The sequence below is a fragment of the Bradyrhizobium sp. McL0616 genome, from assembly GCF_049993385.1.
Classification (GTDB): domain Bacteria; phylum Pseudomonadota; class Alphaproteobacteria; order Rhizobiales; family Xanthobacteraceae; genus Bradyrhizobium.
On record NZ_CP188255.1, the window covers coordinates 5575189 to 5597710 of the forward strand.

The 22522-nt window shown below is 62.5% G+C and carries 17 protein-coding genes; 13 read left to right on the forward strand and 4 right to left on the reverse strand.

Going from position 1 to position 22522, the window contains the following annotated elements; translation table 11 throughout:
- Positions 1–142: 142 nt before the first annotated feature.
- Together ACPPVR_RS27360 and ACPPVR_RS27365 are read right to left on the reverse strand one after the other, a co-directional pair.
- Positions 143–862, reverse strand: a complete 720-nt coding sequence (locus ACPPVR_RS27360) for an outer membrane protein (protein ID WP_426609667.1) — start codon at positions 860–862, stop codon at positions 143–145.
- Positions 863–928: 66 nt separating this feature from the next.
- The gene (locus tag ACPPVR_RS27365; protein WP_426609668.1) at positions 929–2551 is read right to left on the reverse strand and encodes an outer membrane beta-barrel protein; all 1623 of its coding nucleotides are present in this window, start codon (positions 2549–2551) and stop codon (positions 929–931) included.
- Between the two features lie 441 nt (positions 2552–2992).
- Here ACPPVR_RS27365 and ACPPVR_RS27370 point away from each other — a divergent pair, with 441 nt between their 5' ends.
- The 13 genes from ACPPVR_RS27370 (at position 2993) to ACPPVR_RS27430 (ending at position 19940) form a co-directional block, all read left to right on the forward strand.
- Entirely contained in the window at positions 2993–3565 is a 573-nt protein-coding gene (locus tag ACPPVR_RS27370) for a hypothetical protein (RefSeq protein ID WP_426609669.1), read from the forward strand.
- 491 nt (positions 3566–4056) lie between these two features.
- Positions 4057–5553: a DUF4118 domain-containing protein gene (locus tag ACPPVR_RS27375; RefSeq protein WP_426609670.1), complete on the forward strand. Its 1497-nt coding sequence runs from the start codon at positions 4057–4059 to the stop codon at positions 5551–5553.
- Positions 5546–6271: a response regulator gene (locus ACPPVR_RS27380; RefSeq protein ID WP_426609671.1), complete on the forward strand. Its 726-nt coding sequence runs from the start codon at positions 5546–5548 to the stop codon at positions 6269–6271. Before ACPPVR_RS27375 ends, ACPPVR_RS27380 begins: the two co-directional genes overlap by 8 nt.
- Positions 6271–6498 (forward strand): hypothetical protein, encoded by a 228-nt coding sequence (locus ACPPVR_RS27385; protein ID WP_426609672.1) that lies wholly within the window; start codon positions 6271–6273, stop codon positions 6496–6498. Before ACPPVR_RS27380 ends, ACPPVR_RS27385 begins: the two co-directional genes overlap by 1 nt.
- A gap of 138 nt (positions 6499–6636) precedes the next feature.
- The gene (locus ACPPVR_RS27390; RefSeq protein ID WP_426609673.1) at positions 6637–6759 is read left to right on the forward strand and encodes a hypothetical protein; all 123 of its coding nucleotides are present in this window, start codon (positions 6637–6639) and stop codon (positions 6757–6759) included.
- 291 nt (positions 6760–7050) lie between these two features.
- Positions 7051–7815, forward strand: a complete 765-nt coding sequence (locus ACPPVR_RS27395; RefSeq protein ID WP_426609674.1) for an outer membrane protein — start codon at positions 7051–7053, stop codon at positions 7813–7815.
- A 160-nt stretch (positions 7816–7975) separates the two neighbouring features.
- Positions 7976–8161 carry a hypothetical protein gene (locus tag ACPPVR_RS27400; protein ID WP_426609675.1) on the forward strand — a complete coding sequence of 62 codons (186 nt, stop codon included), beginning with the start codon at positions 7976–7978 and terminating at the stop codon, positions 8159–8161.
- A gap of 158 nt (positions 8162–8319) precedes the next feature.
- Positions 8320–8766: a hypothetical protein gene (locus ACPPVR_RS27405; protein WP_426609676.1), complete on the forward strand. Its 447-nt coding sequence runs from the start codon at positions 8320–8322 to the stop codon at positions 8764–8766.
- Between the two features lie 430 nt (positions 8767–9196).
- A complete protein-coding gene (locus ACPPVR_RS27410; protein WP_426609677.1) occupies positions 9197–10399 on the forward strand; it encodes an efflux RND transporter periplasmic adaptor subunit in 1203 nt (400 codons plus the stop codon).
- A gap of 45 nt (positions 10400–10444) precedes the next feature.
- Complete coding sequence (locus ACPPVR_RS27415; RefSeq protein ID WP_426609678.1) at positions 10445–13696, forward strand: efflux RND transporter permease subunit; 3252 nt, start codon at positions 10445–10447, stop codon at positions 13694–13696.
- A 13-nt stretch (positions 13697–13709) separates the two neighbouring features.
- Positions 13710–15230, forward strand: a complete 1521-nt coding sequence (locus tag ACPPVR_RS27420; RefSeq protein WP_426616197.1) for an efflux transporter outer membrane subunit — start codon at positions 13710–13712, stop codon at positions 15228–15230.
- Between the two features lie 316 nt (positions 15231–15546).
- Positions 15547–16797, forward strand: coding sequence for an efflux RND transporter periplasmic adaptor subunit (locus tag ACPPVR_RS27425; RefSeq protein ID WP_426609679.1), 1251 nt, complete (start codon positions 15547–15549; stop codon positions 16795–16797).
- Positions 16794–19940 carry an efflux RND transporter permease subunit gene (locus ACPPVR_RS27430; RefSeq protein ID WP_426609680.1) on the forward strand — a complete coding sequence of 1049 codons (3147 nt, stop codon included), beginning with the start codon at positions 16794–16796 and terminating at the stop codon, positions 19938–19940. Before ACPPVR_RS27425 ends, ACPPVR_RS27430 begins: the two co-directional genes overlap by 4 nt.
- A gap of 179 nt (positions 19941–20119) precedes the next feature.
- Here ACPPVR_RS27430 and ACPPVR_RS27435 read toward each other — a convergent pair whose 3' ends face one another.
- Both ACPPVR_RS27435 and ACPPVR_RS27440 read right to left on the reverse strand, forming a co-directional pair.
- A complete protein-coding gene (locus tag ACPPVR_RS27435; protein ID WP_426609681.1) occupies positions 20120–21208 on the reverse strand; it encodes a TRAP transporter substrate-binding protein in 1089 nt (362 codons plus the stop codon).
- Between the two features lie 257 nt (positions 21209–21465).
- Positions 21466–22482, reverse strand: a complete 1017-nt coding sequence (locus ACPPVR_RS27440; RefSeq protein ID WP_426609682.1) for a DUF4105 domain-containing protein — start codon at positions 22480–22482, stop codon at positions 21466–21468.
- Between the last annotated feature and the right edge of the window lie 40 nt (positions 22483–22522).

The following is a 22522-nucleotide window of genomic DNA, read 5'->3' on the forward strand; positions in this document are numbered from 1 at the left end:
ATGCGCGCCCGTGACATCCGCCGCGCTCGTTCCGAGATCGCTCACGCAAGACGCGAGGCTTACGCCAAGCGCTGCGAGAGCGATCATCGTGGCAATTGCCCGACATAGACCGGTCATTGCTGTCCCCCTACCCCCAAGGGCGTCAGTACTTGGCAACCACCGTGTTGCCGCCGAACTTGAAGTCCAATCCGACCAGCACAGTGGAATAGGTGTTGGCCACCGTGTACGGCAGCACGCCATTGGTCGGTGCATCGCGGTGGAAGGTGCCGAGGTCAATGTAGCGATACTCGAACTTCGCGATCACATTGTCGGTGACCGCGTACGCAATGCCGCCGCCGGCGGTCAGGCCGCTGCGCGTGGCCTTGAAGCTGTCCACGCCAACGCCGGGATTGGTGTTGGTGTGCGTCAGCTCGCCGTAGGCCCAACCACCCGTGAAGAACAGCAGCAGGCGGTCGACCGCGATGCCAGCGCGACCCCGCACCGTGGCACCCCAGCCCAGCTTGGTTGCGTCGTTCCAGCCGAGCGCGAAACTGTCGTCGCCCTTGACGTTCGCCCCGAAGCCGTCCGCCTCGATGCCGACCACGATGTTGCCGCTCTGCCAGTTGGCGCCGAGCTCGCCGCCACCAAAGGCGCCCTTCGACTCGTAGTTCGCCGTGAAGTTGGCGAAGCCGACCGGGCCGGTCCCGTTGTTCACATTGTGGTTGCCCCAGGCATAGCCACCGAACGCGCCGACATAGAAGCCGGACCAGTCGTAGGCCGGCGTGACGGCCGCCGGCGCCTTGCCGTAGATCGGAAGATCGGCCCCGAGCGCCGGCGACATCAATGCCGCCAAGGCGACCGTCGTGAGAAGAACTTTTTTCATTGCTTACCCCTGTAGAATGTCCTGCACGAGGCGCGCGACGGCATGGCCGACACGCGCCTGCTCGCGTCAGAAGTGGACGATGATGTCAGCCGAACCGATGATCGCGGTCGTCTTGTTCGGCGCTATGCCGAGGTTAGCGTTGCCGTTGAAGGCCGGCGCGTCGAGCGCCTTGTACAGCGACACCTCCGGCCGGATCTCGATCTGCGGCGAGAACCAGTGCTGCCAGCCGATACCGGTTTCGACATAGCGGGTCTTCACGCCCGTGCGCTGGCCCTGCTGGTCGTCGAACCATTCGAGACGATACGAGATATTGTCGAGGTTCGTCGGCTTGTAGCTGATGTAGGTCAGGAAGGTCTGGACCGATGCGGTACACGACAACGCGGTCGTGCTGCCGCAATGCGCGCCGAACGGTGCGTTCCACGGCATGACGTCGAGCGAGAACGGCGTGCCACTGTTCACGAGCGCAAGGCCCGCGGCACTGTCGAGATTGAGCACGTTTTTCTGGTGCTCGTTGTAGGTCTCGAACGAGATGTGCCACTGATCGTTGAACTTGTGGTAGTAGGTCAACCCGTACCATTGCAGGTTGTTGTAGCCCCACGTTCCGTTGTTGATGCCGTTGGCGACCACGTAGATGCTGTCGTTGCCGCTGTCGGTCGTGTAGCGAACGCCGGCGCTGAAGGTTGGCTGCGCGCCGGGATCCTTGAGCATCGTTGTATCCGGAAAGAGCGGGTTTGGATTCGCGTTGGCGATACGGGCTCCGACGTGCCAGGGCATGGCCTCGGTGCCGACGGCGAGCGCGGCCTGGACCGTCCAGTTCTTGGTCGCAGCCAGCGTGGCCGCAACGCCCGTGTTCGTATAGTTGTCGAACGTATACGTCATCGAGTGCGTATACATGTAGTTGTTCGGTGCGAGCTGCGCCTCGATGTCTGGGATCGAGATGTAACGGCCGAAGCGAATCAGCAGGCCTTCGGCAAGATAGGGAATGAAGACCTCGCCATAGGCCATCGGCATGTCATAGCCGTTGTTCTTGTTCTGCTGGAGCAGCTGGTTGCTCCACAGGCCGTAGGCGGTGGTGTAGCGATAGTTCTCGCCGTAGATCGGCGCGATGCGGAAGCCCCAGTCGATATGGTCCTTCTGAACGGTGTCCGGCAGGCGTTCGATGTAGAGCACGGCCTGATCGAGCTGAACCGTGTTCGGATTGTAGTCATACGCCGCTGGCGAGTTGCCGCCGCGGACCGTATTGTTGCTGAGGTTGCCGCCCGCGTTGAGCCAGCCGTAGACCTGGATGTGCGCGTCGTTCATCCACTGCCCGGGCGCCGTGTTGCCGAGCGCATTCATCAACGGACTGTCGACCGAGTTCGGCCGCGTCACGCCCATAGCGGTGGTACCACCATAGGGCCATTCGGTGAACGGATAGGGCGGAATGGTCTGCGGGGTGCCCGGCCAGCCGGCCCGACGCGACGGCGGCGCCTTGGGATCGGCCGGCGCGGAATCCTTGCCCCACTCCAGCCGATAGTAGTTTATGAACCGCGTCATGAAGTCGGTGCCGAGATAGGAGTCCATGCACGCGTAGTTTTTGTAGGGATCGCAGAACGTCTTCCCCACCGGCGGGAGCGTGTCAGCTGCGACGGCAGCACCGCCCGCTCCCATCGCGACCAGCGATACACCCGCCAAAAGATACTTTCTCATCATATTGCCCCAAGCTGTTGGACCGACGCCTTCCAGGCGCTCTTTCGGTTTGGTTAAGCTTCAGGTGCAATCCTTCGTGATGCGGCGAATAAAAAGCGATACGGTTTGCCCCGCGCATTCGTTAAAATAAAATAGCGTGATGACGCGATCGCGCCGCGTTTGCATTCACAAGCATCAGTTGCCCAGCCTGCTTGCTCAAATCCTCAGCGGAAAAACGGGTTTTTAGCGATCAAACGATGTCGCAGCGCAAACCTTCCTGCGAGCTGTGTCATTTCCGTCATAGTCGGCAACGAGCCCTGCCCGACTTGCGCGCAACACCTCCTCGGCCGAACCGCATGGCTATTATCTTGCTACGTATGCGCGCCGGATTGTCGATCGAAGATATATGTCGGGACTCGCTAAGCTCCTCGCATAGCAAATCTGCTTTCGCGAGGTTCGACCATGGAATCCGTAATTGATGCAGCGCGCGTTGGCGACAAGGCGTCCAGCGACGGAGTCCAGTGCGATCTTGCCTTCCTGCCGGAGCATCTGACGCGGCAATGCCGCAGCCTGATCGAATCGTATCACGAGGTTCATGGCTTCGCCTCGCTGCCGAACATGCTTTGGCAGTTTCGCATGGGCCCGCTGATCGAACGGCATGCCGAGCTTCGTCAGCTGCTGCGTCGCGCCTCGACGACCCGCAGCGCTAAGAAGGCCAATGAAGGCTTCGTGCGGATCGCGACCACGATTCTCTCGCTCGAGATTCTCGCAAGCAGCTTTGCCGGGTGGAACGCGATCTATCCGGTTGCCGGCGAGACTGCCCGCGACCTGCTGCAACGGAGCGCTCACGGGCCGCATATGCCGCTGATGGACTTCTATCTCTATCCGCCGAAGCAGATCAGCGCCGCCGCGGTCGCAGCCCTTGCACCGCCCCACAGCCGCTCGACCGACGAAGCCGGGCTCTATCGCGCCTCAAAGCCGGAACTCCAGGGTGAGAAGCGCGCGCTGCAATACGCAAGCCTGCTACGAGGCTGAGCACCTTTTTGTAGTTCAAGACAGCTTCTGAGAGGAACGAGATCAGGGCACACCTGCCTCGAAGCGTACTGCTTGGCTTCCGTAGAAGTACGGACCCTTTTGACTATTACTTTTTTATTTCTGCCTGCCGCCAACAGCATAGATTTTCTACGCCGATCTGGAACATCGTTCGTCTGCCGGGTGGTTGACGACATCGAAGACTTTGCATCACGACATTGAACGGGCTCTGGCGCGCGCCGTAGATCGGCGGAAGCCGATAACGATCGAATTTCCGAACATTGTCCGATCTGGTCTTGTCTGACGAGAGATCCCGTCGCGGGTCATTCGGTGTCGTCGTCGACAGGGGCAAGTACGCACTGATTCTTCATCTGCCTCTGGGCCGCATGTTTTCAATGACGAGCGCGCGGCCGGCCAAGCTCACATCACGATCGCCGGGGGCCGCCCTGGACGAGATCGCGCCTTGGCGCGTTCTATGGCAGACGACGGTCCCTTTGTTGCTGTCGATCTCGAGTATCGGGCTCGTCACCGCCCCGCTGTTCGCGTTCAGCCAGACGGTGGCAACGAGCCTGGTGCCGATCGCCTATCTCATTCCAGTGATTTTCGCCGCCACGCGATGGGGAGTCTGGCCGGCGATGGCCGCCTCGATCACGGGCATGGTGGCCGCGGACTTCTTCTTCTTCACTCCGCTCTACAGCTTTCGTGTCGACGATCCGCAGGAGGCGGTCGATCTGCTGCTGTTCCTGATCGTATCCCTGGTTAGCAGCAACCTCGCCTCGCGGTTGCGGAAGGAGACCGAGACGCTGCGTCAGCGCGAAGGCGAGATGCACGCGCTCTATGATTTCTCACGCAGCCTCGCCTCCTGCTTCACCGTCGCCGACCTGATCGCCGCGATTCGGCAGCACTTCGAACGTGCGTTCGGGCAGGCCGCGACCTTACTCGTGACCACCACCGACGGGCATTTCGACCCACCGGAGCCGCAACTCGCGCCGCCTGCCGTGAAGGCAAGTGCGGCTGCGATGAATTCCGGCGAGGGGCCGCCGTCGCGGACAATCATCGACGAACGTCGCCGCGAACTCTGGCTCCTGAGGGCGATCGCGTCGGGAACATCCATTCACGGCGTGATCGCGGTCAATATCGGTCTCGGCTCGGAGCTGGCGATCGAGCGGCGAACCCGCCGGATCGAGGCCATCCTCGATGAGACCGCGCTGACCCTGCAACGCCTCGACATCGGCAAGGCCATGGAGAGCGCGCGGCTGCGTCTGCAAGCACAGATGCTGCGGGATGCGTTCCACGGCACGTTGTCGCACGAGCTCTGTTCGCCGCTCGCGGCGATCCAGGGCTCCGCGAGCGTGCTCGAGACCATTCCGGTGATCCGGGCCGATGCGAGGATACACGCGCTGGTCGACGCGATCTCCGAGGAGACGGCTCATCTCGACGGCTACATCAACAATCTGCTCAGCGCGACCCGCGTCACCGCCGCCGGACTGAACCCGCGGCTCGAATGGGCGGACCCGAGGGACATCGTGAACGGAGCGATCAAGCGACGTGCGCGACGCCTTTCGGCGCATCGGATAGAGACCCATTTCGCAGACGATCTTCCCCTGCTCCACGTCGATTCGGGACTGGTGGAGGAGGCCTGCGGGCAGATCCTCGAGAACGCCGCAAAATACTCGCCGTCCGGCTCGACGATCACAGCGGATGTGCGTTACGAACCCGGCCGCGTGATCGTCGTCGTGTCCGATCAGGGCGTCGGCATCACGTCCGACGAACAACAGCAGCTCGGGCATCGATCCTTTCGAAGCACGCGGCATCAGGGCTCGATCCCGGGCGCCGGCCTCGGCTTCTGGATCGCGTCGACCTTCATCCAGGCCAACGACGGCACCATCGCTGTTCATAGCCGTGGCCAGGGACAGGGGACCACGGTGTCGATCTCCTCGCCGGCGCCTGAGACATCCACCCCCGAATTGACGGCGTCTGGAAATGAGTAAGCCTGCAAATGTCGTTCTGCTGATCGACGACGAGCCGAAGATCAGGCGCTTCCTCCGCGCCGGTTTCGAGCTCAACGGCTTCGCCGTGCTCGAGGCCGAGAACGCCACAGAGGCCTTGAAGATCGCGACCTTCAGCTCGCCGGACCTCATCATTCTCGATCTGGCGCTGCCCGACCTTCATGGCGCGGAGGTGCTGGAGCGCATCCGTGCCTGGTCGAACATCCCGATCATCGTCCTCTCGGTCGTGGCCGGTGAGGACGAAAAGGTGCGCTTGCTCCAGGCCGGCGCCGACGACTACGTCGTCAAGCCGTTCGGCATGGCCGAGCTGCTGGCGCGAAGTGAGGCAGCGCTACGCCGCTATTTCAAGTCAGCAACGGAAAATCCGGTCGTGGTCGCAGGCCCGCTGTCGGTCGACCTCGTGACCCGATCGGTGTCGCTGAACAACAGCCTGGTGCGCCTGACGCGCAAGGAATACCGGTTGCTGCACGTTCTCGCCATGCATGTCGGCCTCGTCGTCACCCACGATCAGCTGCTGAAGGAGATCTGGAGCGGCAACCAGCGCGACAACATCCAGTATCTCCGGATTCTGGTGCGCAAGCTCCGCCAGAAGATCGAGGCCGACCCCAACCTGCCCCGGCTTCTGGTTACCGAATCCGGCGTCGGCTATCGCCTTCAGAACCGGCTGGACGCGGAGCCGGTCGCGGCCCGGGTGAGCTGATGCTGCGCCCCTCGCCGCGGCGGTCCTTTTATGTCGTGGTGTCCTGGTCGGGCGATGCCGGTCAGGAATGGTCCTGGGAAATCCGTCCCAAGCACAGGCCGATGGGCATCAGGCTCCGTGAAACCGGGTTTCGCTCGCATCGGGCCGCACACGAGGCCGGACGCCTGGCGCTCGAGGATTTCCTCAACGGGCTCGTCATCGAGCGCGCCTCGCGATCAGCTTTCTGATCACGATCGTTCACATCTTAACGTAACAGCCCTCAATTGCTGATTTGCCCGCGCATGGCGCGCAGAACACCAATCGTTCAAAAATAATATATTTTTTACCGCGAACCGCGTAGTTTGCCCAACAAAGGGGCGCGCGCGGTGAACTTCCTCATTCAGAAATTTAGCGTATTTGGTTTCGACGGCCAGTACTGGATGCTTGCGGGTGCAGCATTTGTCGCTATTTTCATCATCTACGTCTGGCGGACGCGCGACGGCAATTGAACGCAGCGCACGCGGGAAATATCGACGAAAACCGCTGCAATGCAATCTTTTCTGGATGCAACATGTCGCGCAGCTCTTGCCGACTTTCCATTTCCCTAATCCGCGTCATCAGCCCGGAAGCTATTTTTTCTCAATGATTTTCGACGCATTGCGATGTCGCGAGCGCGCAACGCGCCGTAAAAAAGCGGATTCTGCACTCGCTCACGGTCCTTTCGGCATCGCGGAATCCGCGCCCTTTCCTTAACATCACCTCCGAAGATGAACTGGCCACATGGCCATGCGGGGGCTTGAATGTACGGACGATTGAAATCTCTTGTCGTTGCGAGCGCGCTGATCGGGCTCGGCGCGACCAGCGTTGCGACCGCAGCCGATCTGCCGGTGAAGGCGAGGCCGATGGCAGCTGCTCCGCTCTACAACTGGACCGGCTGCTATCTCGGCGCCAATGTCGGCGGCGGCTGGACACGACTGGATACCGCGCGCGTCTCCGACAGCTTCGGCGCCGCGGCGCCCGCGGATTACGGCCGCGAGAAGGACAGCGGCGTGATCGGCGGCGGCCAGGTCGGCTGCGACTTCCAGACCGGCAATCTCGTGTTCGGCGTCGGCGGCAGCTTCGATTTCGGCAACGTCAAGGGCAGCCATGCCCTGACCGACTTTCCCGCCTTCTCCGAAGCGAATAGTTTGAAGGAGATCTACACCGCGACCGGCCGCATCGGCTATCTCTGGACGCCGCAATTCCTCGGCTACCTCAAGGGTGGCGCAGCCTTCCTTCGGGAACGCAACCAGGTCTTCGCGCCCGGCGGCGCGATGGTCGAGTCCGCGAGCTTCATGCAGGCTGGCATGACAATCGGCATCGGCGCCGAATGGATGTTCGCGCCGAACTGGTCGGTCTTCGCCGAGTATAACTACATGTGGTTCCTGGACGACAGCGCGCGTGCCTTCACGCTGCCCGGAGGCGGCGCACGCGAAGTCCTCAGCGTCCAACAGCGGGCCTCCACCGCGCTGGTCGGCGTGAACTACAAATTCCATTGGGACGGCCCCGTCGTCGCCAAATACTGAAGTTTCCACGCACTGAAGTTTCTACGTACTGACGTCTTTCTGCAAACCTCCAACAAACTTAAGCCCCGGTTCGTCCGGGGCTTTTTTTGAACAAGTTTCGGTCCGAACAAGCCTTCCAATTGTCCGATCTGTGTACGCCAACCGGGGATGGAGAAGTCTCATGGGTCTGCGCCTTTGGCTCCTCATCGTAGCGACGGCTGCCCTTGCGCATGCGATTCTTCACGCAGTGGATAACCAGATCGACGCCGGCGTAGATCGTCTATCGGATCACCGAGGCGCGACCAGCGCCGTGCCCGATCTGAAATCGGTCACGGCGCGAAGCGCGTACATGCGCAATGAACGGTGATCGACGCCTCGATTTGAAGCCAGCTCCAGGCCCCATGCCATCCCTATGAGATAGGCTCGCGCACCGCCTCGAAATCATATGCGCGGCAAGAGATATTGAGCCGCCAGTCGGGACGAATAGTCACGCCAACCTACTAACGGTTCATAAGGAGTATCTACGTGCTCCACACGCTTCCCTCCGCCACCGACCGCGATCAGGTGGTCGAGACCATGATTTCACTCACCCATTTGTCGAAGCTCGACCGTGCGATCGTCGCCGGCTGCGACTGCACCGAACTGTATTTGGCGCTGCGCCGCCGCGGCTTCACCCGCATCGGACTGCCCTCGCGCTTCCGTCTGCGCACGCCAACCTTTTCCGCCGGCCTCATCACCGTGCAGGACATATTCAGCGAGTTCGAGACGGCGCTGACCCGGGTCGCGCCGTCTCTGAGTGCGACCGCGGCGATTGCGGTGCTGATCCAATCGAACGAGACCGGATTCGCGCTCAAGATCCGCAGGAAGCTCGAACAGCTCGGCTTCCGGATCGAGGCTGGCGTCAGGTGCCATCGGGGCCTCGTGCTGTCTGCGTGCCGGCAGAGTTATGCCCAGACGAAATGGGCGGCCTGAGCAGCCCCGACGACCAAGGCAAGCGCCGCTGAACGACAGGCCGGCGGGCGGCACCTCGATGCAGCAGCGGCTCCGTCGCATGATGCGGCGAGCCAGATTCAATGACGTGCCAGAAAAATTGCGAGTGACTGCGGCGCGGGCAATGGCGCTGTGCAGTCGAACGGCTTTTGTTCAATTCGGCGCCGGCACGCATCTGACGCTATGGTTTTTGTATTCTATCTCTCGTTCCTCTTATGAAAACTGGATAAGCGGGCCATTACGACAGTCCTTCGGCCACTTTGCTGATCACGCACTGTAAGGTGGCCGTAAGCTGCACTTGCTAACAAGACTGCGTCTGACGCCGCCGCAATCGCTTCGCGCAGCCTGCGCAGCGGGTTTGCAGATCGAAGGCGCAGACATCAGAAGCAAGCAGGACGGGGCTCGTAGGGTGATGGCATTTCGCTTCAAGCATGCCGGCATTGCCGCGAGCATTGCCGCGCTCGCCGTTGTCGTCGGTGGCGCGTGGCTGCTGTCGCGTACCACCGAGGTACAATCGGCCAAGGCCGCGCAGCCCGCTGCCAACAGTGATGTCGATATCGCGCAGCAGGCCATCATCGTGACGGACAAGCAGGCCGGCGCCTTCAAGATCCTGGCGGCCGAGGCGCGCACCTTCAGCGTGATCAAGAAGGCGGTCGGCTCCATCGACTTCAATCAGAACATGCTGGTGCAGGTGTTCACGCCAAATCCCGGCAAGATCGTCGACACGTTCTTCAACGTCGGGGAGACCGTCGCGAAAGGACAGACGCTGTTCACCATCGACAGCCCCGATCTGCTCCAGGCCGAATCCACGCTGCTTGCGGCCTCCGGCGTGCTGGAGCTGCAAACCCGCACGCTGACGCGCGTCAGGCAGCTTTTGAAGACCGGCGGCGGCGCGCAGAAGGACGTCGACCAGGCGATTTCCGACCAGCAGACCGCGGAAGGCAATTACAAGGCTGCGCGCGACTCCGTGCGCATCTTCGGCAAGACCGACGAGGAGATCGACCGCATCGTCGCCGATCGCAAGGTCGATTCGATCCTGATCGTGCCGAGCCCGATCTCGGGCCAGATCGTCACGCGCAACGCGGCGCCCGGCCTCTACGTCCAGCCGGGCAATGCGCCCGCACCCTACACGCTCGCCGACCTTTCGACGATGTGGATGGTCGCCAATGTCATTGAAACCGATGCCCCGGCCTACCGCATCGGCCAGCCCGTCGCCGTCAGCGTCCCCGCCTATCCCGAAGACGTGTTCCGCGGCCATGTCACCACGCTGGGGCTGAACATCGATCCGACCACGCACCGGCAGCTGGTCCGTTCCGTGATCGACGATCCCGCGCAAAAGCTACGCGCCGGCATGCTGGCCGGCTTTTCCATCGAGACCGGGGCGCCGAAGCAGTCGGTTGCCGTGCCCGCGGGTGCCGTGGTGCGCGAGGGCGACGGCACCATGACGGTGTGGGTCACGGCCGATCGCCATCGCTTCGCGCGGCGCAGCGTCACGGTCGGGATCGCGCAGGACGGCTGGTACCAGATCGTCGACGGGCTCAAGCCGGGCGAGCTCGTGGCATCGAGCGGCGCCATCTTCCTCTCGAACAAATTCGCCACCGCGGTCACGGGCTGACCGTGGCATCGGTCAATCGCGTCGCCCGGCACTGAGTGCGAGATTGTGGTCAAGAGCATCCTCACCTTCGGCCTGACCCGCAGCGCGATCATCGTGCTCGGCCTCGTTGTGTTCTGCGCCGCGGGGCTCGCTGCCTTCAACAAGCTCAACATCGAGGCCTATCCGAACCCGGCGCCGGTGATCCTGGAGATCACCGCGCAGGCGCCGGGGCTCTCGGCGGAGGAGATGGAGAAGTACTACACGATCCCGATGGAGGTCGGGCTCTACCCGACGCCCGGTGTCGTCAGCATCCGCTCGACGTCGTTCTATGGCCTGTCCTTCGTCCGCGTCACCTTCCGCTACGGTGTCGACTATTACTTCGCGCTGACGCAGGCCGCCAACAGCATCCAGCAGAACATCACGCTTCCCGGCAATTTGGTGCCGACCATCCAGCAGTCGAGCCTGGTCGGCGAGATCTATCGCTACCAGCTGGTCGGCCCGCCGAATTTCGGGCTCACCAATCTCCGTACCCTCCAGGACTACGTCGTCACCCGCCGCCTGATGACCATTCCCGGCGGCGTGCAGATCAATTCCTGGGGCGGCACCACCAAGCAGTTCAACGTCGACGCCGACCTGCAAAAGCTCGAATCCTACAACATCACCGTGCCGCAGCTTGTCAGCGCGCTCGGCAACGCCAACGTCAATGTCGGCGGCCGCGAGATCGCGATCGGCCAGCAATCCGTCAACATCCGCGGCATCGGCCTGATCGATTCCGGCGGCGCTGACGATGTCACCAAGGGCTACAAGGTCGCCGATATCGAGAACATCGTGCTGACCCAGTCGAGCGGCCTGCCGATCCAGATCAAGGACGTCGCAAAAGTCTCGGTCGGTTATGTGCCGCGGCTCGGCATCGCCGGCAAGGACAAGCAGGACGACATCGCCGCCGCCATCGTCGTGATGGGCCGCACCCAGCATACCAACGAGATCATCCCCAAGGTCGAGGAAGAGGTCGACAAGATCAACAGCGATGGCACCCTGCCCCCTGGTGTGAAGGTCGTGCCCTATTACGATCGCTCCTCTCTGGTCGGCGTCACCACTTACACCGTGCTGCACAACCTCGTGTTCGGCTGCCTGCTGGTGTTCGTGATCCAGTGGGTGTTCCTGGGCGATCTGCGCAGCGCGCTGATCGTCTCCGCCAACATTCCGTTCGCGCTGTTCTTCGCTATCATCATCCTGGTGCTTCAGGGCGAGGACGCCAATTTGCTGTCGCTCGGCGCGGTCGATTTCGGCATCATCGTCGATAGCGCCGTGATCATGATGGAGAACATCTTTCGCAATTTCCAGTCGAGCCCGGCAAGCCGTGCCCGGGTCCTGCAGAACCTCAGCGAAGGTTATTGGGGCTCTGATCCGACCGCGCCCACCCAGGGACAGCCGACTGCGGCGCGCTGGACCGATCGGCTCAGGATGATCTTCGTCAGCGCGCTCCAGGTCGACAAGGCGGTGTTGTTCACCGCCGCGATCACCGTGACCGCCTTCGTGCCGCTGTTCACGATGCAGGGCGTAGAGGGCCAGATCTTTGGGCCGATGGCCCGCACCTACGGCTATGCGCTCGCAGGCGCGCTTCTAGCGACCTTTACTGTAACCCCCGTGCTCGCCGCACTGCTGCTGCCGGAGCACATCGAGGAGACCGAGACGGCGATCGTGCGCGCGCTGCGCCGGGCCTATACGCCGGTGCTGCGCTGGGCGCTGGGCAGCGTGAAGCTTGCGGTGATCGTGGGCGCCATCTTCCTGGCCATCTCGACGCTGGCGGCGAGCCGGCTCGGCAGCGAGTTCCTGCCGGCGCTCGAGGAAGGCAATTTCTGGATTCGCGCCGCGATGCCGCCAACCATCTCGCTCGACGCCGGCACCGAGGCGACCCGCAAGATGCGCGACATCCTGCTGCGCCATCCCGAGATCATCACCGTGGTCTCGCAGCATGGCCGGCCCGACAATGGCAGCGACGCCTCACCGTTCTCCAATGTCGAGCTGTTCGCGCCGATCAAGCCGTTCGACGAATGGCCGAAGGGCCTGACCAAGGAAAAGCTCACCGAGGAGTTGCAGAAGGAGTTCGACGAGGAACTGCCCGGCATCACCTTCAACTTCTCGCAATACATCCAGGACAACATCGAAGAGGCGCTGTCCGGCGTGAAGGGCGCCAACTCGGTCAAGGTCATCGGCCCCAACCTCGACGTGTTGGAGCAGACCGCGACCAAGATCATGGACGTGATGCGGGACGTGCGCGGCGTTGCCGATCTCGGCGTGTTCCATCTGGTCGGCCAGCCCAACCTCAACATCAGGATCAACCGCGAGAAGGCGGCGCGCTATGGCCTCAACACCGGCGACATCACCGCCGTGATCCAGGCCGCGCTCGGCGGCACCAGCGCCACCAACGTGCTGGAAGGCGACCGGTCCTTTGCGGTGGCGGTCCGGCTCGATCCGAAATTCCGTGAGAGCATCGATGCGGTGCGCGACCTCAAGGTCGCCTATTCGACGCCGTCGGGCACCAACGCCTATATTCCCCTGAGCGAGCTCGCCGATATCTCGCTCGACACCGGCGCGCTGTTCATCTACCGCGAGCGCAGCCAGCGCTACATCCCGATCAAGTTCAGCGTTCGCGGCCGCGACCTCGGCGGCACGGTGGCGGAAGCGCAGCAGCGCGTCGCAGACGCCGTGCAGCTTCCGCCCGGCTACCGCATCATCTGGTCCGGCGAGTTCGACAATCTCGAGGCAGCCAAGGCGCGGCTGCTGGTCGTGGTGCCGGTGACGCTGCTGCTGATCTTCGTGCTGCTCTACAGCCTGTTCAACTCGGTGCGCGACAGCCTGCTGGCGCTTGCCGGCATTCCCTTCGCCGTCGGCGGCGGCCTGATCGCGCTCTACCTCGCCGGCCTCGATTTCAGCATATCGGCCGCGATCGGCTTCATCTCGCTGTTCGGCGTCGCGGTGATGGACGGCATCCTCAACATCACCTATTTCCGCGAGCTGCGCGCCTCGGGCATGAGCATTGCGGAGGCCGTGTTCAGCGGCGCCGAGCAGCGCATGCGGCCGATGCTGATGACGGCGCTCTCGGCTGGCGTCGGCCTGTTCCCGGCGGCGCTGTCGCATGGCATCGGCAGCCAGGTGCAGCGGCCGCTCGCCACCGTCGTGGTCGGCGGCATGTTCATCGGCCCGCTATTGCTGCTCGTGGTCGCCCCGGCGCTGCGCAAGATTTTCCTGTCGCGGGAGAGAACCGAGACGCACGAGGACAGCGCGGCTGCATCGCCGCCCGAAGTGGCCCATTAGGATGCGTTGCGTGATGATCAGCCGAGGGGCCCGCAAATCACTTCTCGCCAGCGCCACGAGCCTTTGGCTTGCAGGCTGCGCGGTCGGCCCGAATTTCGAAACCCCGCCGGCGCCGAGCGTCTCCCGCTTTACGCCGGAGCCACTCGCCTCGCCCCGCACTGACGCCGACGGACCGCGCGTGCCGCGGCAGCAGTTCGTCAACGGAGCCGACATTCCGGCGCGCTGGTGGGCGGCGTTCCGCTCGAAACCGCTGAACGAGCTGATCCGCCTCTCGGTCGAGCAAAATCCGACGCTGCAATCGGCGGAGGCTGCGATCCGGGTCGCGAATTTCAATGCGCTGGCGCAGCGTGGCCTGTTCTTTCCGCAAGTGGGCGTGAACTACACGCCGTCCGACCAGCAGTTCTCCAACATGGCGACGTTCAATCCGGTGGATGCGCCGCAGAGCCGCTATACGTTGCACACGGTGCAGCTCAACATCAGCTTCGTGCCTGATATCTGGGGCCAGAACATCCGCGCGGTCGAGAGCCTCGATGCCCAGACCGAGCAGGCGCAGTACCAGCTCGAGGCCGCCTACGTCACGCTCACCGCCAACGTCGTTACCGCGGCGATCCAGGAAGCCTCGCTGCGCGGGCAAATCGCGGCGACCGAACGCATCGTGAAGATCGAGCGCGACATCCTCGGCATTCTCAAGACCCAGTTCGAGGCGGGCCAGGCTGCCCAGGTCGACGTGCTGACGCAAGAGACCGCGCTCGCCCAATCCGAGCAGACATTGCCACCGTTGCAGAAGCAGCTCGCAATTCAGCGCAACCTCCTCACCGCGCTCGCCGGACAGTTCTCCGCCGACGAGGTGTTGCAGAAATTCGACCTCCAGCATCTCACTCTGCCCACGAATCTGCCGGTCAGCCTGCCGAGTACGCTGGTGGCCCAGCGCCCCGACGTGCGGGCGGCCGAAGCCAATTTGCATTCGGCGAGCGCCCAGGTCGGCGTCGCGATCGCGGCGCGGCTGCCCAACCTCACGCTCACAGGCAATCCCGGCACCAGCGCCTTCAAGCCGGCACAGCTGTTCACGCAGGGCACGCTATTCTACACGGTCGCCGCCAGCGCGACGCAGCCGCTGTTCGACGGCTTCACGCTCTACAACAAGCAGAAGGCCACTGAGGCATCACTCGAGGAGGCCGAGGCGCTCTATCGCCAGACCGTGATCACCGCGATGCAGAACGTGGCCGACGCGCTGCGCTCCCTGCAAGCCGATGCGCGTGCAGAGCAGGCCGCGATCAGGGCTGAAACTGCCGCGAAGGCGAGCCTCGACATCGTGCAGCAGCAGCTCGTGCTCGGCCAGATCACCCAGGTCACCGTGCTGAACGCGCAGCAGGCCTATTTCAATGCGGCGATCACCCGTGTGCAGGCGGAAGCAACCCGCCTCTCCGACACCGCCGCTTTGTTCATGGCGCTCGGCGGCAGCTGGCCGGCTGAGTGCAAGACCAGCGACTGGCGGACCTGCGTGATGGAGACCCGCGAGGCGTCGAAGTCCTGAACGCCTGTCTCGAGGAAAGGCCCGTCAATTCGCTCCGAAACAGGCGCCACATAGCTGATTGGGGCGTGTACTCATAGAGCCGTGGATGTCGGCTATCGGGTGCGCAAGCCAAAATCCCGTGATTGAATCAATATCGCCGTTTCTGACCTATAAACGGACCTGCCACTCGGAACGGCGACCGAGGCAGGTTCTCTCGGCCGCCGCGTGGAGGGAATGCCCCTCGTCGACGTCCTGCCACTGTCCTGCTATGAATACGATTGCGTTCTATTGCCACGATAGCAGCTTCAGACCCGAACAGTGGAAGGCGCAAACGGACATGCACCTTGATAAAGCAGTGAGCGGCACGCTGATAAGCGCCGTGATGCTGGGGGCTATCGGTTTCGGCATGATCGCGAGCGCCGACGCCCAAGTCGGCCCAGCGGGCCCTCCGGCCGTCGGCGTGATGGAAGCGGTCAAGCGGCCTATCATCCAATCCAGCGAGTTCCTCGGCCGTATCGAGGCTACCAACCGCGTCAACGTGATCGCGCGCGTTACCGCCTTTCTGGAGCAACGCAATTTTGTGGAGGGCGCCGAGGTCAAAATCGGTGATCTGCTCTACAAGCTCGAGCGCGGTCCCTTTGAGGCCGACCTCAAGTCGAAGCAGGCGCAGGTCGCGCAGCTCCAGGCGACCCTGGTCAATGCCAAGCTGACAACCGAGCGGGCGAGGACTTTGCTGGGCGGGCCGGCCGGCCAGCAATCCACCTATGATGCTGCAGTCGCCAACCAGCAGAGTCTGGAAGCGCAAGTGCAGGCGGCGCAGGCGCAGGTCGACCTATCGCAGATCAATCTCGACTACACCGAGATTCGCTCGCCGATCGACGGCATGATTGGACGCACCTCCGTCACTGAAGGCAACGTTGTCAGCCCGAGCTCGGGCGTGCTGACGACCATCGTCAGTCAGGACCCGATGTATGTCACTTTTCCGGTGTCGCTCCGCGAGGCGCTGGATCTGCGTGAACGCTACGCCCCACGTGGCGGCTTCAGCGCAGTTGTCATTCGCCTTCGGCTAACGGACGGCCGTCTGTATGATCAGGTCGGCAAGCTCAATTTTGTCAACAACACGATCGCGCAGAGCACCGACACGATCACGCTGCGAGGCACGATTCCCAATCCGCCCTTGCCGCATCTGTCGGGCGGCCGGCTGACCGTGCGCGAGCTTACCGACGGCGAATTCGTCACCGTGCTGCTCGAAGGCGTCCAGCCGGTCGACGTCGTGGCGATACCGCGCTCAGCCGTGCTCTCGGATCAGCAAGGTGAATATGTCTTTGTCCTCGGCGCTGACAACAAGGCCGAACAGCAGCGAATTCAGCTTGGGCAATCGACGTCGACGATTGCATCTGTGACAAGTGGGCTCTCGCCAGGCATAAAGGTGATCGTCGAGGGCCTACAACGAGTGCAACCCGGCCGGCCCGTGGCGCCCGGTCCCGCGAGCCCATTGCTGCAGTCGAGCATGAATGCCAGCGTGGATGGTGGCAGCAGCCAGAAGAGCGGCGGGATCGGGCCGAAGCCGACGGGCGCAACCCCATGATTTCATCGGTCTTCGTGGATCGTCCACGCCTGGCGATTGTGATCGCTTTCGTCATCACGATCGCGGGCGCGTTGGCACTTTTGCAAATTCCGGTGGCGCAATTCCCCGACATCGTGCCGCCGCAAGTCACAGTCAGCGCCAACTTTCCGGGCGCGTCCGCCGAGGTCGTGGAATCGAGCGTCGCCCAACCGCTTGAGGCGCAGGTCGTCGGCGTCGACAAGATGCTCTACATGAAGTCGACCAGCGGCAATGACGGCAGCTATACGCTGACTGTCTCGTTCGCGCTCGGCACCAATCCCGACATCAATACTGTAAATGTCAATAACCGCGTGCAGAGCGCTCTCGCGCAACTGCCGACCGAAGTACAGGCGCAGGGCCTGACGGTACAGAAGCGATCCTCGGCGGTGCTCCAGTTTATCGTGCTCTATAGCAAGAACGGCGAGCAGGATCCGCTGTTCATCACCAACTACGCCATTATCAACGTCCTTGATGCGATTTCTCGCACGCCCGGCGTCGGCCAAGCGACGCTGTTCGCCAAGCTGAACTACTCCATGCGGATCTGGTTCGATACGCAGCGCCTTACCAGCCTCAATCTGGCGCCGTCCGACGTGATCGCGGCGATCCGCGCACAGAGCGTGCAGGCGCCGGTCGGCCGCATCGGCGCCCGTCCGATCAGCGACGATCAGCAATTCCAGTTCAACGTGCAGACGCAAGGTCGGCTGACCACCTCGACGCAGTTCGGCGAAATCTTGCTGCGCGCCAATCCGGACGGCTCGGTATTGCGGATCAAGGACGTCGCCCGCGTCGAGATCGGCGCGCAAAATATGGACAGCGAGGCTCGGATCGACGGGCAGGCCGGTGTCCCCATGGGCATCTATCTCGCCCCCGGCGCAAATGCGGTGACCACGGCGAGAGCCGTGCAGGCCACGCTCGACAGATTGTCGGAGCGGTTTCCGCCCGGATTGACCCACCTCGTGCAATACGATTCGACAACCTTTGTCACGGATACCATCAAGGAAGTGCTGAAGACGCTGGGCGAAGCCTTCCTGCTCGTCGTGGTCGTGGTCTACATATTCCTCGGCAATCTGCGCGCGACGGTGATTCCGGCAGTCGCGGTTCCCGTCAGCCTGATCGGCGCCTTCGCGGTCCTCTTGGCGCTCGGCTACTCTGCCAACACTGTCTCCCTGCTCGCGATGGTGCTCGCTATCGGCATCGTGGTTGATGATGCGATCGTCGTTGTCGAGAATGTCGAACGCGTGATGGAGGAGGAGCCGGATCTTTCGCCCGCCGAGGCGACCAAAAAAGCGATGGCGCAGATCACCGCGCCGATCATAGCGATCTCGCTGGTGCTGCTGTCGGTGTTCGTGCCGATCGCGTTCATCCCGGGAATTTCGGGAACGTTGTTTCGCCAGTTCGCGGTCACGATCAGCGCGGCGATGGTGATCTCGGCGTTGAATGCGCTGACGCTGTCGCCCGCGCTCTGTGCGGTGTTCCTGCGTCACAGCGGGCCGCGGCGCGGCATCATGGCGCGAGTTGTCGGGGGAATCGATTGGGTTCGCGACCGCTATGCCGGCATCGTGCGCCGCCTGCTGCGCATGGCGCTGTTGTCGCTTGTCGCGGTGCTTGTGTTCGCAGGCGGCATTTTTGGCGTGGCGCGCATGACGCCGACCGGGTTCCTGCCCGAAGAGGATCAGGGCGCGTTCTTCATCGCGGTGCAATTACCCGACGCAGCATCGGTCGCGCGCACCAGCGAGGTGACCAAGCAGGTCGAGACCCTGCTCAAGCAAATTCCGGCGATCGAACACGTGCTCTCGATCATCGGCTTTTCGTTGCTCGATGGCGGCAACCAGCCGAATTCGGCGTTCATCGTCGCACGAATGAAGCCATTCGCGGATCGCAAGGCGGCTACGGATTCGGTGCAAGCCACTATCAGGCGGACGTTCAGCGAGGGCGCGCAAATCCGCCAAGCCAACGTTCTGCCATTCAACCTTCCACCGATTATCGGCCTATCGACCTCCGGCGGCTTCGAATATCAGCTCGAGGCGCTCGAGGGACAGGATCCTGCGGCGGTCGGCAGCGTGGTGAGTGGCCTGATCAGCGTGGCGAACCGCGATCCGCGGTTGGCGCGTGTGTTCTCGACCTTCACCGCGACCAATCCTTCGATCTATCTCGACATCGACCGCGCCAAGGCCCAGGCCCTCGGCCTCAATATGAGTGACGTGTTCACGGCTTTGCAGGCGACCCTCGGAGGGTTCTATGTCAACAACTTCAACCTGTTTGGCCGCACCTGGCAGGTCAATGTGCAAGGCGAAGCCGCCAATCGCGGTGATATTTCGGACATCTGGCAAATCTACGTGCGCAACAGCACTGGCGAAATGGTGCCAATTCGCTCCATCGCGAACATCAGGATCGTGACCGGGCCGCAGGTGATCACGCGTTACAACAACTACCGTTCGGTCACCATCAACGGCGGACCTGCGGCAGGCGTTTCCTCGGGCACGGCGATCGCTGCGATGGAGGAAATCTCCAAATCCACGTTGCCGGCAGGCTATTCATTCGAATGGACCGGCACCGCCTATCAGGAGCAGGCGGCCTCGGGTCAAACCGGCATCATCCTCGGACTGGCAGTGCTGTTCGCGTATCTCTTCCTGGTAGCGCTCTATGAGAGTTGGACCATTCCTGTCCCCGTATTGCTGGCCGTCGTGGTGGGTGTTCTTGGTTCCTACGTCGCGATCAAGATCTCCGGGCTCAATCTCGACCTCTACGGCCAGATCGGACTCGTCGTGCTGATCGCACTCGCTGCGAAGAACGGGATCCTGATCGTGGAATTCGCAAAGGAGCAGCGTGAAGCCGGTCGATCGGTGGAAGATGCGGCGGTGCTGGGTTCACAAATGCGGTTCCGAGCCGTGATGATGACCTCGATCGCATTCATTCTCGGCCTGGTGCCACTGGTTGTCGCCACGGGAGCAGCCGAAATTAGCCGCCGCGCAGTCGGCACAGCGGTGTTCGGCGGGATGCTTGCGGCAAGCTCGATCGGCATTTTCCTGGTGCCGTTGCTGTACGTGACCGTTCAGCGATGGCGGGAGGCGGCGAAGCAACGCTTTGGCAAATCCGGCCAGACATCGCGGCCCCCGACGGTCTGACAGATATTGATATTCGTTTCTTTCCTCGCGCGCACGAAATGTGAGTGCGCTTTGGTTCGAAGCGCCACCTGTCGGGCCGGCATCATGGGGTGCCCGTGGCCGACTGGGCAATGATGGTGACGACACGCGAAAAGCCCCGGAGCTTTCGCCCCGGGGCCCGCATGTGATCGGCGGCGCGCTCAGCTCTGCGAATGACGCGCCATGAAGATATCGTAGCCGACTTCGCCGACCTGGAACCAGGCGTAGCTGTCGTTGGAGAATTTGGTGAGAGACTCGTACACCTTCTTGAAGTTGGGGTTGGTCGCCGAGACCTCGTCATGCAGCTCCTTGGCCGCCTTGTAGCAGGCGTCCATGATCGGCGGCGAGAAGGCGTGCAGCTTGGTGCCGTTGGCGAGCAGCTTCTTCAGCGCCAGCGGATTGGCCTGGTCGTAGCGCGCCATCATGTAGTTGTTGGCGTAGTGGCCGGCCTGTGCCAGCACGCTCTGGTAATATTTCGGCAGCGCGTTCCATTTGTCGAGGTTGACGAAGGCGAGCAGCATCGGGCCGCCCTCCCACCAGCCGGGATAGTAGTAATGCGGCGCGATCTTGTAGAAGCCGAGCTTCTCGTCGTCATAGGGACCGACCCATTCGGCCGCATCGATCGTGCCCTTCTCCAGCGCCGGGTAGATGTCGCCGCCGGCAAGCTGCTGCGGCACCGTGCCGAGCTTCTGGAGCACGCGGCCGGCAAAACCACCGATGCGGAATTTCATGCCCCTGAGATCGTCGGGCGTGTTGACCTCCTTCCTGAACCAGCCGCCCATCTGGCAGCCGGTGTTGCCGGCGAGCAGCGAGATGACATTATAGCTCTTGTAGAACTCGTTGAGGACTTCCCTGCCACCGCCCAGCATGTACCAGGCCTGGTTGACGCGCATGTTCGGACCGAACGGCACCGACGAGCCGAAGGTGAAGGTCGGGTCCTTGCCGAAATAATAATAGGACGCGGTGTGGCCGATCTCGCAGGTGGCGTTCTGCACGGCATCGAGCACCTGGAGGCCCGGCACGATCTCGCCGGCGGCAAAGATCTGGATCTGGAATTTGTTGTCGGTCGCCTCCGCAACCATCTTGCACATCATCTCGGCACCGCCAAACAGCGTGTCGAGTGATTTCGGCCAGCTCGTCGGCATGCGCCATTTGATTTCCGGCATCGACTGCGCGATCGCGGGCGCCGCGAGCGTGGCGGCACCGGCCGCAGCAAGTCCAGTGACCTTGATGAAGTCTCGTCTTTTCATGATTTCCTGCCCTGATGGATTGTGATGATGGGCCTTCTTGCCGAGGCTTGGGGCCAGCATGGCGCAAGGCCCGGGCGAATGCCATCGTGATCGCACTGCGGCAAAGGAAACAGCCTGGTCTGCTCTGGGGCCGGGCCCTCCTGTCTTGCGGCTTTTTCGAAGGATCAGCCGCGAGCGCGCGAGCGGATCATGAAGCCGTCGGGGCCGGGAATACACGGTCGCGATCTATCTCCTTGGCTTGGTCTCGGTGCGATGCCTCAGTGCGGCATGGTCGGCAAGGACGCCCGTATTCTCTGAGAGAAATCGGGGGCTCCATCGGCTGCCCGCGCCGCCTCATTGATCAGGGAGCGTCGCCGAAGTTCGTCAAACGGCAAGGTGGTGTCGATACGGCCTGAATCATAGAGATAGCCATCGATCAGACCGTTGAGCAGATGGCGCAGCTCGAACCCGCCGCCCCGGCCGACGGCGTTCGCGTAACGCACGATGTTGATCGTGCAGCTGTTGGTCAGCAAATGATAGAATTCGGGATGATCGGCGAGTTCGTTGATCCGCGCAAGGTAGACCATGAGGAGCCGACGCGCATCCTCAGGCGAAGTATTGAGGCGATACAGATACACCGGCTCGCCTCGGTGATTGGCGCGAACGCCCACGACGTCGCGCTCGTCGCCCACCAGGTAGATGAGTTCGAACTGCTTGAAGAGAGAGGCGACCGGCGCGAAGCCCTCGCCGACCTCGGGTCGGGTCTCGATGGAAATACACAGCGGCGGCGCGTTGTCGAAGATGAAGCTCACGAAAGTATGTCCGACCGGCCCCTCGGTAAAGTAGGACACGTAGAAATCCAGCGCGACCAGGTGCGACAGCGAGATGTCACGCTCCTGGTAGCCCACAGTGAAGTCATTGCGTGAGCGGTATTGGAAGCTGCGGACACCGGTCAGGTGCACGTGCTCGCCATCGATCGTGGCGCGCGGCATGACGGCGACTTCCGCTCGCCAGTTGCGATCGTGCGAGGGACGAATGGCGACATACCAGGCCACGACACCGAAAAACATCACGACCGCCAGCGCGGGCATGCGGCGTTGCCGCGAGAACCAGAGCGCCCAGATTGCGAATGCCGCGAAGGCGACCGCCAGCCCCAAGCGTGCACCGGCCGACGGCAAATTCGAATAGTAGATGACCAGGGTACCCCAGAGGAGAGGCAGCACCAGGCACAAAAAGCGGGCCACAGCGATCAGCCAGCCGAAAGGTTTGCTGAGGACTCTGCGGAACGAATTCATTGCTTCTCCGGCTGTTTGCACCAGCGGATGCAGGGTGTAG

Bases quoted from the DNA above. Each gene is read 5' to 3' on its own strand.
- ACPPVR_RS27370 (WP_426609669.1), top strand. From the start codon at position 2,993: ATGGAATCCGTAATTGATGCAGCGCGCGTTGGCGACAAGGCGTCCAGC.
- ACPPVR_RS27395 (WP_426609674.1), top strand. From the start codon at position 7,051: ATGTACGGACGATTGAAATCTCTTGTCGTTGCGAGCGCGCTGATCGGG.
- ACPPVR_RS27430 (WP_426609680.1), top strand. From the start codon at position 16,794: ATGATTTCATCGGTCTTCGTGGATCGTCCACGCCTGGCGATTGTGATC.
- ACPPVR_RS27440 (WP_426609682.1), bottom strand. From the start codon at position 22,482: ATGAATTCGTTCCGCAGAGTCCTCAGCAAACCTTTCGGCTGGCTGATC.
- ACPPVR_RS27400 (WP_426609675.1), top strand. From the start codon at position 7,976: ATGGGTCTGCGCCTTTGGCTCCTCATCGTAGCGACGGCTGCCCTTGCG.
- ACPPVR_RS27365 (WP_426609668.1), bottom strand. From the start codon at position 2,551: ATGAGAAAGTATCTTTTGGCGGGTGTATCGCTGGTCGCGATGGGAGCG.
- ACPPVR_RS27360 (WP_426609667.1), bottom strand. From the start codon at position 862: ATGAAAAAAGTTCTTCTCACGACGGTCGCCTTGGCGGCATTGATGTCG.
- ACPPVR_RS27410 (WP_426609677.1), top strand. From the start codon at position 9,197: ATGGCATTTCGCTTCAAGCATGCCGGCATTGCCGCGAGCATTGCCGCG.
- ACPPVR_RS27420 (WP_426616197.1), top strand. From the start codon at position 13,710: ATGATCAGCCGAGGGGCCCGCAAATCACTTCTCGCCAGCGCCACGAGC.
- ACPPVR_RS27435 (WP_426609681.1), bottom strand. From the start codon at position 21,208: ATGAAAAGACGAGACTTCATCAAGGTCACTGGACTTGCTGCGGCCGGT.
- ACPPVR_RS27380 (WP_426609671.1), top strand. From the start codon at position 5,546: ATGAGTAAGCCTGCAAATGTCGTTCTGCTGATCGACGACGAGCCGAAG.
- ACPPVR_RS27385 (WP_426609672.1), top strand. From the start codon at position 6,271: ATGCTGCGCCCCTCGCCGCGGCGGTCCTTTTATGTCGTGGTGTCCTGG.
- ACPPVR_RS27425 (WP_426609679.1), top strand. From the start codon at position 15,547: ATGCACCTTGATAAAGCAGTGAGCGGCACGCTGATAAGCGCCGTGATG.